General features: G+C 64.9%; 12 protein-coding genes and 1 pseudogene. 11 read left to right on the top strand and 2 right to left on the bottom strand.

What is annotated here, in order from left to right; translation table 11 throughout:
- The first annotated feature begins 14 nt into the window (after positions 1-14).
- From ABE424_RS16125 to ABE424_RS16100, 6 genes and pseudogenes are all read left to right on the top strand, one after another.
- On the top strand, positions 15-515 hold the full coding sequence (locus tag ABE424_RS16125; RefSeq protein ID WP_346490555.1) for a cytochrome c oxidase assembly factor Coa1 family protein: 501 nt from the start codon (positions 15-17) through the stop codon (positions 513-515).
- A 147-nt stretch (positions 516-662) separates the two neighbouring features.
- On the top strand, positions 663-1,499 hold the full coding sequence (locus tag ABE424_RS16120; RefSeq protein ID WP_346490556.1) for a hypothetical protein: 837 nt from the start codon (positions 663-665) through the stop codon (positions 1,497-1,499).
- A 205-nt stretch (positions 1,500-1,704) separates the two neighbouring features.
- Positions 1,705-2,613: a hypothetical protein gene (locus ABE424_RS16115; protein ID WP_346490557.1), complete on the top strand. Its 909-nt coding sequence runs from the start codon at positions 1,705-1,707 to the stop codon at positions 2,611-2,613.
- A 596-nt stretch (positions 2,614-3,209) separates the two neighbouring features.
- Positions 3,210-3,400: pseudogene (locus ABE424_RS16110) on the top strand (transposase); the annotation flags it as partial.
- Between the two features lie 89 nt (positions 3,401-3,489).
- Positions 3,490-5,301 (top strand): DUF885 domain-containing protein, encoded by a 1,812-nt coding sequence (locus ABE424_RS16105; RefSeq protein ID WP_346490558.1) that lies wholly within the window; start codon positions 3,490-3,492, stop codon positions 5,299-5,301.
- A 332-nt stretch (positions 5,302-5,633) separates the two neighbouring features.
- Complete coding sequence (locus tag ABE424_RS16100; protein ID WP_346490559.1) at positions 5,634-6,587, top strand: hypothetical protein; 954 nt, start codon at positions 5,634-5,636, stop codon at positions 6,585-6,587.
- Positions 6,588-6,812: 225 nt separating this feature from the next.
- Here the strand turns inward: ABE424_RS16100 and ABE424_RS16095 are convergent, their stop codons facing one another.
- Positions 6,813-7,271: a hypothetical protein gene (locus ABE424_RS16095; protein WP_176987869.1), complete on the bottom strand. Its 459-nt coding sequence runs from the start codon at positions 7,269-7,271 to the stop codon at positions 6,813-6,815.
- A gap of 181 nt (positions 7,272-7,452) precedes the next feature.
- Here ABE424_RS16095 and ABE424_RS16090 point away from each other — a divergent pair, with 181 nt between their 5' ends.
- From ABE424_RS16090 to ABE424_RS16075, 4 genes are all read left to right on the top strand, one after another.
- Positions 7,453-7,701: a hypothetical protein gene (locus ABE424_RS16090; RefSeq protein WP_179459760.1), complete on the top strand. Its 249-nt coding sequence runs from the start codon at positions 7,453-7,455 to the stop codon at positions 7,699-7,701.
- A 137-nt stretch (positions 7,702-7,838) separates the two neighbouring features.
- A complete protein-coding gene (locus ABE424_RS16085) occupies positions 7,839-8,753 on the top strand; it encodes a bestrophin family protein (RefSeq protein WP_346490560.1) in 915 nt (304 codons plus the stop codon).
- A 39-nt stretch (positions 8,754-8,792) separates the two neighbouring features.
- Positions 8,793-9,782 carry a porphobilinogen synthase gene (gene hemB, locus ABE424_RS16080; RefSeq protein ID WP_346490561.1) on the top strand — a complete coding sequence of 330 codons (990 nt, stop codon included), beginning with the start codon at positions 8,793-8,795 and terminating at the stop codon, positions 9,780-9,782.
- A 34-nt stretch (positions 9,783-9,816) separates the two neighbouring features.
- Complete coding sequence (locus ABE424_RS16075) at positions 9,817-10,086, top strand: SHOCT domain-containing protein (RefSeq protein ID WP_346490562.1); 270 nt, start codon at positions 9,817-9,819, stop codon at positions 10,084-10,086.
- 65 nt (positions 10,087-10,151) lie between these two features.
- Here the strand turns inward: ABE424_RS16075 and ABE424_RS16070 are convergent, their stop codons facing one another.
- Positions 10,152-11,027 carry a TolB-like protein gene (locus ABE424_RS16070; protein ID WP_346490563.1) on the bottom strand — a complete coding sequence of 292 codons (876 nt, stop codon included), beginning with the start codon at positions 11,025-11,027 and terminating at the stop codon, positions 10,152-10,154.
- Positions 11,028-11,079: 52 nt separating this feature from the next.
- Here ABE424_RS16070 and aroE point away from each other — a divergent pair, with 52 nt between their 5' ends.
- A complete protein-coding gene (gene aroE / locus ABE424_RS16065) occupies positions 11,080-11,925 on the top strand; it encodes a shikimate dehydrogenase (RefSeq protein WP_346490564.1) in 846 nt (281 codons plus the stop codon).
- The last annotated feature ends 5 nt before the right edge of the window (positions 11,926-11,930 follow it).

The following is an 11,930-nucleotide window of genomic DNA, read 5'->3' as shown; positions in this document are numbered from 1 at the left end:
CAAGGAGTTCGCCGATGACATCGCCGCCCGCGCTTCCTGGTTCGACCGTGCCTCCCGGCTGGTGGCGCCGCCACTGGCGCTGGGCCATGCCGCTGGCCGTGGTGTCCGGCCTTGCGGCGGCAGTGGGCGCGGTGTGGTTCGCGCTGTATCAGTGGGCGTACTGGAGCAAATCCAGTACGCCCTACCAGGAGGCCATGCGTCGCGCACGCTGCAACATCGAGCTGGTCGAAGCGCTCGGTGAGCCCCTGCGCGATGGCTACCTGCCCGCAGGCTCGATGCACTCCAATGGCCAGAGCCAGTTCGTGATCGCGATCTCCGGCCCACAGGGCAAGGGCCGCGTGTTCCTCAACGCCAAGCGCTCCGGCGACCACTGGGACTACCCGATGCTGTACGTGGTGACCGACAGCAAGGACGCGATCGATCTGGCGGCTCTGGACGACATCGAAGCCGCGGATAGGTGCGCGCTGGACGAATGCCGGGCGAAGGGGGAGTGCCCGCCGTCGCTCAGTCTTTGAGGGGTGGCTTGGAAGCTTCAGCCTTTCGAATCCGAGATGACGGATGCTTTCGTTGATACCGTGATGCCGCGCGGCGTTCCGCGCACCTGCTGCCGCTAGCCTCGATGCACCTGCCCGGTCGGGCAATGCTGCAGGCGAGGTGGAGACATGAAACGCATCCTGTGTGGTTGGTTGGTCGTGGTGTGCGGTGTGTTGCTGGTGTCGACGACCTCGGCGGCGGTACCGTTCATCGAGGTGCCCGCCGACGGATGGGACCCCGGGCCGGAGGCGCGCAAGCGCTACTCCAAGGGCATTTTCGATTGGGCCCGGCGGGTAGAGGTGCACCGTGCTGCGCTGGCGGCTGACCAGATTCAGGTCGATCTGTTTGACGGCATCCTCGTCGTCAACCGTACGCGCGCTGCCAATAGTGAGACGGACACTACACCGCTCTATCAGGCCATCGGAACGGGACGGGAAGTCCATCGTGAAACCAGCTCGTCGCGGCAGCTGTGGGTGGGTGAAGTGGTCGGTGGGCGTGGTGCAGGGGGCATGCCCCAGATTGTCCACGTCATCGAAATGGAAAATGGCGAGTTGGTGACGAGCTTCACCCGCGGTCATCTTCGTTACCAGCTGTTCGGGAACCTGTTGGTGCGCAGTGATCTGCGGAGGCTGCCGAACGAGGCACCCACGGTGCGCGACCCCTATCCGGTGGATCCGCTCATTCTCGACCAAGTCACTCAGTCCGATGAGCGATCCACCATCCGGGTCGCCTTTGGCTATGGGAACAAATCACTGGCGGATGGTAGAGAGAAGATCTTTAGCATGATGCAAAGAGCGGTCGCACATGCGAATGAAGGATTTCGAGAGAGTGGAGTTCTCGTTGACCTGCAGCGGGCGGGAAATGCGCTCCCCGGATATGCCGAATCGACCGTGTTACAGACGCTGGACGATCTGGCGTTAGGCGTCGAAGGGCGGATCTGGCTCGTTCATAGGGCAATTCCCTAAAGACGAGCAGGATATTCACCTACTGTGGAAGCCGATTCAATCTTGCGACCATCGATACAGGTCTTTGCTCATCTACCGAGCAATAGCACCAACGATGGACATGGGTGGCCCACCCTAGCCCACATGACGAGTATCCCAACCCGCGCAACTTGAATTTCAGTCGATCTGGATGCTGAATTTAACGCTGGCATTCATGGAGAACCCAATGCCGCCTCCAAACCTCAAGTACAGCATTCTCGACCAATGCTTCCGTCTATCAAAGTTCGCACTCATCGCTTGCATGTTCACTTCATGCGCAAAGAAGAATGATGATGTTCAGTCAGTTAACGGTACGCCGGGGAATGCAGCGCCCGCTGCTGCGACGGATGTTCGAAGCGTCACGCCGAAACCGGTCGCAATTGATGCCGACCTCCAATCTGCACAGCGTTTACCAGATGTTCCCTTGAAAGACCTGTATCCGTCGCTTCTCACCAGGGCAGAAGCAGGAGATTTAGAAGCAAAACGACAACTCTTCTTGGTCCTCAATGAGTGTCGCATTGCAATGCAACCAGACAGGCCTCTTGATTACTCCAACAGCCAAGTCTCGCCGGAAATTCTCAAAGCCAGCGGAAAAACGCGAGAGCGGTTCCTGGTAGATCAGCAATTGCGCTCTCTCACGTACACCGAAGAAAAGCTGAAGCAATGTGAGGGAATACCAAGTGGTGCGCAAAAGGAAGCAGCCCGATGGCTGAAAGAAGCAGCCAAAGGGGGCGACACATACGCTCGACTGGCCTACTACAACTATCTGGACCTCATTGTTGGAGATCAGCAAGAACAAGCGACCTCCCCTGAGAAAATTCAGGAATTCAATGAAGACTCATTTCGCTACATCAAGAGCGTAGCCGACGCTAGCAATGCGGATGGCCTTTTCACGCTGGGAACGGCTTACGAGCGCGGCATCATTACGCCGAAGGACCCGGTTCGCGCCTACGCCTACAAAAAGGCGGCAGGTGAGCTGATGCCCATCAATCGAAACGATCAGATCTTGTATTTCATGGCTCAGTCCATGACGCCGAATGAGATCAAGAAGGCCAATCAACTAGCCAATTCGTTGACACAAAGGAGCAAGAAATGAGGGTCTGGATGACCGCGGGTATTTTGCTGACTTCTCTTGTGGCGACGACAGCCTACGTGTATGCCGGCGTTCCTGGCTCGAGGAAGATTGGTACTCACCCATGCCTGAGCTGTGTGCTTGGCTATCCAAGAGTTGATCCGGGCACCGCGAATGAGCTTAGTCTTGCTGTATCAAGATTTAATAGGCTCGTTTCTATACAGCCTCTGTGGATAGTCCCCGGAGATATCCTGACAATGTGTAACGAAGCTGCCTGCGTTGACTACCAAGTCACGGTTGGGGGAGAAGGCTACATCGGAGTCAAATATGAAACCCAGACCAGCACCCTTCCCCCGGCAGGCGGAAATGGAAATGGAACTGGTACAGGATCAGGCAGCGGTTATGGGGACGGTCAAGGCGTCGGTAACAGTGGCGGGGCTAACCCCGGCAGCGGGTGCTATGGCAGTTGTGGCGGCGGACGAACCGGCACCGTGACTGTCGGACAACCCAAGCCAACTCGCCCGCCCACGCGTGAGAATTGAAGTTGCCGTAGGTAATCCCCGCAGGTTGGCCGAAGCCAGAAGTGGAATTTTCTCGTCATCTACCCCCGACGAGATTCCATGAAGAAGTCACGATTCACCGACAGCCAGATCATTGCCGTTCTCAAGCACGCAGAGGCCGGCGTGCCTGTACCCGACCTTTGTCGGCAGCATGGCATCAGCTCAGCGAGGTGCTACAAGGGGCACAGCAAGTCCGGCGGCATGGTGCGTCCATGGTTTCCCAGCGCAAGGAGCTGCAGGACGAGCTCCGGGGTCCTCCCGACGCGGCATGACCTCCGGCCAATTGCCCCCGGCCCGCCAAGTGCGTAGGGTCGCAGGCATCCTGCCCTGGAGTTCCTGCATGAAGCCGCTTGTCCTCGCTGTCGCGTTGGCCCTGTCCGTTCCCGCCGCGTTGTCGGCCCCGCCGGCCCTGGCCGCCCCTGCTGCCGCCAAACCTGCCGCCTCGCCGGCCTGGGTGACCCGCAGCAATCAGCTGGCGCAGATCCTGCTCGATGCGCAGGGTCCGTTCCAGCCGGAAGAAACCGGCTTCTTCGGTGTACCCGGCTACGACGACAAGGTGGCCGATTTCGGCCCGGACAACGGCGCCCGCTACCGTGCGGCGATGGCCAAGGCGCGCAGCGAGTTGCAGGCCAAGCTCGCCACCGAGCGTGATGCCAACGTCCGCCAGGACCTGGCGATCATGATCGCCGCCGCCGACCAGAACATCGAAGGCAGCGAGCTCAACGAAAAGTACCTGTTGCCGTGGAGCGATACCCCGCAGACAGTGTTCAGCGGCCTCAACCTGCTGCTGTCCGACCAGGTGCCGGCCGAGCGCCGGGCCAAGGCGCTGGATCGCCTGAAGGCCTACGCCGGGCTTGCCCCGGGCAGCCAGCCGGTGACCACGCTGTCGCGCCAGCGCTATGAAGAGCGCCTGGGCGACAAGACACTGCTGCAGCCGACCAAGATTGAAGTCGAGCAGTCGCTGGCCAATGTGGACACCTACATCACCGGCATCGAGCAGCTGTTCGGCAAGTACAAGATCGCCGGCGCCGAGCAGGCGCTGCAGACCATCGCCAGCCAGCTGCGCGAGTACCGCGACTGGACCCGCCGTGAAGTGCTGCCCAAGGCGCGCACCGACGCTCGTCTGCCCGAGCCGCTGTATGCCTACCAGCTCAAGCGCGTGGGCATCGATATCGCCCCGGCCCTGCTGATGCAGCGCGCCCAGCTGGAATTCATGGAAACCCGCTCGGCGATGCGCCAGCTGGCGCCGCTGGTGGTACAGGCCAAGGGCCTGAAGGTCACCGACAGCACCGATCCGGTGGCGGTGGTGCGGGCGCTGAAGGGCGACAAGATTCCGGACGACCAGCTCGAGCACCACTACCGTGGCGTGATCGATGCGATCGATCCGATCATCCGCAAGGAAAAGATCGTCGACGTGCCGCAGCGTCCGATGCAGATGCGCCTGGGCTCGGCCGCCGAAAGCGCCGCCTCGCCGGCACCGCATTTCCTGCCGGCGCCGCTGGTCGGCAACACCGGGCAGCAGGGCACCTTCGTGCTGCCGCTGGGCAACCCGGCCGCCGGCGACAAGGCCGCGCAGTACGACGACTTCAACTTCGGCTCGGCTGCCTGGACCCTGAGTGCGCATGAAGGCCGCCCGGGCCATGAGCTGCAGTTCACTGCGATGGTCGAACGCGGCATCTCGCTGGCGCGCACGATGTTCGCGTTCAACTCGGTCAACGTGGAAGGCTGGGCGCTGTATGCCGAGGCGGAGATGGTGCCGTACGAGCCGCTGGACGGGCAGCTGATCGCGCTGCAGTTCCGCCTGCTGCGTGCCGCCCGCGCGATGCTGGACCCGATGCTCAACCTGGGCCAGATCGACCGTGCCAACGCCGAGCGCGTGCTGATCGACGAGGTCGGCCTGTCCAAGGCGATGGCGACCCAGGAACTGGACCGCTACATGGTGCGGATGCCCGGCCAGGCCGGCAGCTACTTCTACGGCTACACCCGCATCCTGGAACTGCGCATGCAGACCGAGCTGGCGCTCGGCGATCGCTTCGACCGCCTGGCCTTCAACAACTTCCTGCTCGACCAGGGCCTGCTTCCGCCGGACCAGCTGGCCAAGGCAGTCAATGACGTCTTCGTGCCGAAGTACAAAAGCGCCACCAAGCGCTGACGCCTGTCCGGTAGGCACCGACCGTTGGTCGGTGCGCCGTCACACACGCCACGACCCACGGTCGTGGCGTGTCTACTTGCGGCACTCCTCGTACACAGCAGCATGAATATGTGTGCTGCGTAATTGTGCAGGTGGGGCGCATTTTTAAGGCGTCGGCAATGTAATCGACGCCCGCTGATGGTTCTATTGATAGTGTGATGCGCCACACCGCCTTGCTCTGCCCCCAGAGCTAGTCTCGGCCCTGCACCTTCTTCTCAGGCATGCGCAGTGGCTGACGTCACGACCACATGCGCGGCTGATCCAGTGATGGGTTTTCAGCGGAGGATATTCGCATGGCGTCCAAGACGGTCTGGCGTACAGGCATCGGGGTTGGGCTGTTTGTGCTGACGATGCTTTCTGCTTCTGCGGCAGAGCCCTTTATTGAGATATCGACTTCAGGCATCGAAGTCGATGGCATGCAGCGCCAGCGTCACCGCGGCGTCGAAGTGGACTGGGTTCGCCGGGTCCACCTCAATCCGGCTGCGCTGCAGGCACAGGACATCAGCGTCGATCTTTACGATATGACGTTGCTGCTGATACGGGATACACGCGATCCTTCCGCGCGATCAGCTGGCGAGTGGTTGTACGAAACAGATGAGCGCGGCAGCCCGAAACGGGAGATGCGGGAGCCGGCAGGTTCCGTATGGACGGGGACCGTGCACCAACGGGAGGGAGCGGCTGCGGCGGCAGGTGTACATGGCGCCAGAGTGGAGATATGGGAATCTGCGCGCGGGTTCAGCGCCGAGTTCGGGTTCGGAAAGATGCGCTACGAACTCATTGGCGATGTGCTGATCAAGCGCGACATGCGGCGCTTCCGAGTCAATGAAAACAACGATGTTCGTGATATCCGGCCGGATCGACCCAGACCGCCGCGCGGTACCAATGCAGATGGAGAGCCGGAGGGCGATGCGGAGCATGTCATCCGGGTCGTTTCAGAACATACCTTCGCGCATGAGATGGGGCATCTGCTCGGCGCAGATCACAGTACCGAGAATGTGACCCTAGACCCGCCGAAATTTGACTACGGGCACGGATACCGCGCCGGCATGCACATCGCGCCGCGTTGGAGGACGGTGATGGCGCAGGAGTGCCAGGACACTGTGTGTGACCGGGAGAACCTATGGTCCTCGCCGCTGATCCACCACAACGGTCAGCCAGCCGGAACCGTCGGCGTCCATGACAACGCGAGGGTGCTGCGCGAAACCAAGGCGATCATTGCCGCGTTCTATCCTGACCCGCTGCAGTAACCGGGGCAGAGCGGTCAGTCAGTGCGGAGAATGACGTTTGGCCGGACGCTGACACCCATCTGACCGCCAAGGTAAGGCGTGCCACCTCGGCACTCCGGCATGACGCCAGCGAGCTGGCAGCCGCTCCGGCTCGCTGGCCCGGGCGCCACGACCAACGGTCATGGCCTACCGCGGTTTGCGTTACCCCGATCTGCGTTACCGCGGCGCTCGTTACCCCGGCCTGCGTTACCGCGTCGGCGTGATCGTCTGCGTCGGCAGGCGCGGGGCCGGCGGCGGATTCGGGACCCAGATGGCCACACCGGCCGCGCGCTTCTGCGTGGTCGGGATGCCGATGCCGACGCCACCGCCCACGTGCGAGCCGTAGCTGCCGGCCCCGACGGACATGCCGACCGGCGACCCGCTGGAACCCACGCCCATCAGGATCACGCCATTGGCGCCGAGTGCGGCGGCCTCACGCTTGAGCCGCATCACGGCGGCATCGGTCTGGCCCTGCGTGCCGAAACCGACTGCGCTGGCCGATTCGAGCTGGGCGATTTCCTGCGAACCGGCCGGCGGCGTGGAATAGATCTGCACCGTGGCCGGATCGACCGGCGCGCGCGCCTGGCCGAGCATGACCTTGGAGGTGCTGGCGCAGCCGGCGCTGAGCAGCGCCAGGCCCAGCAATGCAGCGCATCGGATGTTCATGGCGTTACCCCTGTGTGTGATGGCTGGGATGATCGGCGCTGGCGACTGAATCGGTCCCAACCCCTGCCAGCGCACCCTAGCACCGGCCCGGTGAGGCCCCCGCCAACGGCGTCTCGCCGGCGCTTGCGCCTGCGCCGGGAACCGCTATGGTGGGCCACGCATTCACCTCAAGGAGCCGGGTATGGGATTGATCAGCCTGTTGTGGGGCATCGTGTCGCTGCTCTGGATGATTGTGGCCCTGATCCCGCTGCTGGGGTGGGGCAACTGGTTCCTGATCCCGTTCGCCGCAGTGGGCGCGGTCATCGCCGCGATCGGCATCCTGTTCACCCACGCCAGCAAGCGCGGCCGGGCCTGGACCGGGCTGGTGCTCAACGGCATCGTGGTGGTGGTCGGCATCGTCCGGCTGGGGCTGGGCGGCGGCATCATCTGAGCCGCGGGCGTCTGCGTCGCCGGGTGCGACCGACCGTCGCAGCTCACGGCTGCCGGGTACCATCGGCGTAGAATGACCGGCTGCCGCATCCGGCTCCGCCGGCGGTCCACGCCCCTCCGGGCGCTCTCCCTGCACCGATGATCATTCGTCCTCGTCCCCACGGCTGGCAACTGCTCTACATCCTGCGCGGCTCCATCGTTCCGGCGGTGGCGCCGAAGGTCGTGGCGATCCTGCTGTTGTCGGTCGCCGTCGCCGCCCTGGCCGAGCTCTGGCATCCGCCGGGCATCGAGCGCGTTTCGGTGGCACCGTTCACCCTGCTGGGCCTGGTGCTGTCGATCTTCCTCAGCTTCCGCAACAACGCCTGTTTCGAGCGCTGGTGGGAAGGCCGCAAGCTGTGGGGCCAGCTGATCTACGAATCGCGCAGCCTGGCCCGGCTGTGCCAGGCCCTGCTGGTCGACGATGCCGCGCGCGACCGCGTGTGCCGGCTGTGCATCGGCTTCGCGCATGCGCTGGCCGCCCGCCTGCGCGGTCGCGACATGGCGCTGGCCGCGCTGCCGTGGGTGACCGAGGCCGACCGTGCGCGGTTCGGCCAGCGCCTCAATGCGCCGGATCAGCTGCTGGCCATGATCGCCACCGACCTGGCCCAGGCGCTGCGTGCCGGGCAGCTGGATCCTTACCTGTACACCCAGTTCGAAACGCGCCTGCATGCGCTGTCCAGCATCCAGGCCGGCTGCGAGCGCATCCTGACCACGCCGCTGCCGTTCGCCTACACCTTGCTGCTGCACCGCTGCGCCTGGCTCTTCTGCGTGCTGCTGCCGTTCGGCCTGGCCAGTTCGCTGGGCTGGGCGACGCCGGTGGTGTCGGCCGTACTGGCCTACGCGTTCTTCGGTCTGGACCAGCTCGGCGAGGAGATGGAAGAACCCTTCGGGCTGGAATCCAACGACCTGCCGCTGGATGCCATGGTGCGCATCATCGAGATCGACCTGCTCGACAGCCTGGGCGTCCAGCCGCTGCCCGAGCCGCTGCAACCGCGGCAGTACCTGCTGCAGTAGTTCCTGCACTCCTTCCTGCATTCCGTTCCGGAGTTCCTCATGGCACACCCCGACTATCGCCCCCGCCGCATGCGTCACGACGAGTTCTCGCGCCGCCTGATGCGGGAGAACACGCTGACCACCGACGACCTGATCTACCCGGTGTTCGTGCACGAACTGGCCGGCCGCGCGGCGGTGGCCTCGATGCCGGGCGTGGAACGGCTGTCGATCGACGAGCTGCTCAAGGTGGCGGAAGAAGCGCTGGAACTGGGCATTCCGGTAGTCGACCTGTTCCCGGTGATCGATCCGGCCGGCAAGTCGCTCGATGCGGCGGCGGCATGGGACGGGAACGGCCTCGCGCAGCGTGCGATCCGCGCGCTGAAGTCGCGTTTCCCGGAACTGGGCGTGATGACCGACGTCGCGCTGGATCCGTACACCACGCATGGCCAGGACGGCATCATCGATGACAAGGGCTACGTGCTCAACGACATCACCGTCGAGGCACTGGTGAAGCAGTCGTTGTCGCATGCCGAGGCGGGCGTGGACATCATTTCGCCCTCGGACATGATGGACGGCCGCATCGGTGCGATCCGCCGCGCGCTGGATGCCGCCGGCCACGTCAACGTGCGCATCATGGCCTACTCGGCCAAGTACGCCTCGGCGTTCTACGGTCCGTTCCGCGATGCGGTCGGCAGCTCGACCGGCCTCGGCAAGGCGGACAAGAAGACCTACCAGATGGACCCGGCCAACGGTGACGAGGCCATGCGCGAGATCGCGCTGGACCTGGAAGAGGGGGCGGACATGGTGATGGTCAAACCCGGCATGCCCTACCTGGACCTCGTGCGCCGGGTGAAGCAGCAGTTCGGCGTGCCGACTTTCGCCTACCAGGTCAGCGGCGAGTACGCGATGATGAAGGCCGCCTTCGCCAATGGCTGGCTGGACGAGCGGGCCTGCGTGATGGAGTCGCTGATCGGCTTCAAGCGTGCCGGCGCCGATGGCGTGCTGACCTATTTCGCCCCGCAGGTGGCGCGTTGGCTGCGCGAGCGCTGACAATACGCGCCCACCCCGATACAGGACGACGATGATGCAGACGATGGGATGGCTACAGTGGGTGACCTGGAGTGCCGGTGTACTGGCCTTCGCCGTGGTCATCGGGCTGGTGATCCGTGGCGTGCGCCGCGCCGCGCGGCAGGCACCGGAGCAACCCTCCGCCGCCGCCCGCATCGCCCGTGAGGCTCAGCTGTCGCCCACGTTGCAGGCGCAGCTGGCCGCGTTGAACCAGCGCAAGGACCACGGCGAGATCAGCGAAGCGCAGTACGAACAGCAACGCGCGGCGCTGCTGCAGGGCCATTGACGCGGGGCGACGCCGCCTCCAGACGTAGAGCCACGCCACGCGTGGCTGCTTTCGGCCCCGCAACATCAACCGCAGCCCGGACACTGCGGCGCTGACGGCGTCTTGATCCGGTACAGATCCAGCCCGCCGGCACGCGGTGCGCGTGCCACGCCAGCCAGGACCATTTCCGACGGCTTCGAGGCGTCCACCACCGGCGCGCCGGTCTGGCCGTCGGCGGTATTGAACGACAGCGTCAGCGGCTCCGCCGCCTCGCGGTGATCGCAGCCCACCCGCCACACCTGCGAATGCCCATCGGTCGCGCGGGTGAAGGCCAGTGCGCCCTCATTGTCCAGCCAGGCGGCACCGAGTTCGTCGGCCGCGGTATTGAGCGGAGCAGGCAGGGCCTGCGCGGTGCCAAAGCCCTCGCCCTGCACGGGCGCCAGATACAGATCGAAGCCGCCCTGGGTCTGCCTGCCATTGCGTGAGAACAGCAGGGTGCGTCCATCCGGGCGCAGCGCGGGCGTACGTTCGTCATCGCGGGTGTTGAGCGGTGCTGGCAGGGCCTGGACGGGGCCGAGGGTGCCATCGGCGCCCACCGGGGCGCGGTACAGATCGAACCCACCCTGGCCGCCGCTGCGGTCGGAGGCGAAGTACAGCCAGCGGCCATCGTGGCTGAAGTAGGGATCGCGTTCGTCGCGGGCGCTGTTGAGCGCGAGCGGGGCGGCGTCCTGCCAGCGGCCATCGCGCAGCACCGCCTCCCACAGGTCCCAGCCGCCGCTGCCCCCGGCGCGGTCGCTGGCCCAGACGATGCGCTGGCCGTCCGGCGCGATCGTGGCCTGGGCCTCATTGGCCTTGGTCGAGACCACGCCCATGCCCTCGATGCCGAATTCGGAAAGCGCCATCGCGGCGGGTGTGCAGAGTAAACTGGCGCTCAGCGCGAGCAGAGACAATGGAATGCGCATCATCGCGTCCGTTGGGGTTTGCGTTCCATTCTAGGCCCGGAGCAGGAGACCCATGACCGACCGTTACGCCGTATTCGGCCAGCCCATCGCGCATTCGCAGTCGCCGCACATCCATGCCACGTTCGGCCGGCAGGAAGGCCTGGCGCTGGATTACCGCGCGATCGAGACATCGCCGGCCGAGTTCCTGGCGGCCCTGGAGGCCTTCGCGGCCGAGGGGGGCGTGGGCGCCAACATCACCGCGCCGCACAAGGAAGCCGCCTTCGCGCTGTGCACCACGCTGACTTCGCGCGCGCGCCGCGCCGGTGCGGTCAACACGCTGCTGCGCAAGGGCGACCGCTGGCACGGCGACACCACCGATGGTATCGGCCTGGTCCGCGACCTCACCGACCGCCACGGACTGGACCTGCGCGGCCGCCGCACCCTGCTGATCGGTGCCGGCGGCTCGGCCCGCAGCGTGGCCCCGGCCCTGCTCGATGCCGGCATCCTGGAGCTGGTCGTGGTCAACCGCACGCCGGAACGCGCCGACGCGCTGATCGATGCGATGGGCGAGCCGGGCCGCGCGATCACCCGCTACTGGGAAGACATCCGCGAACTGGGCGATTTCGAGCTGATCATCAACGCCACCTCGGCCGGCCGCGACCGCGCCGCGGAGTTCAAGCTGCCGTTGTCGCTGGTCAACAGCATGACCACCGCAGTAGACCTCAACTATGGCGAGGCGGCCATCGCCTTCACCGCGTGGGCGCGCTCGGCCGGCTGCCGCAACATCGTCGATGGCCTGGGCATGCTGGTCGAACAGGCCGCCGAGAGCTTCCTGCAGTGGCACGCGGTGCGCCCGCAGACCGATGCGGTCTACACCGAGCTGCGAACCCAACTGGCGCCGCTGGTCGGCGAGGACTGAGCCGG

Origin of the sequence: Stenotrophomonas sp. TWI1149 (assembly GCF_039673155.1) — a bacterium.
GTDB classification, from domain to species: Bacteria; Pseudomonadota; Gammaproteobacteria; order Xanthomonadales; family Xanthomonadaceae; genus Stenotrophomonas; species Stenotrophomonas maltophilia_AA.
The sequence above is the reverse complement of the archived record's forward strand: the minus strand, read 5'-3'. Positions and strand labels throughout refer to the sequence as shown.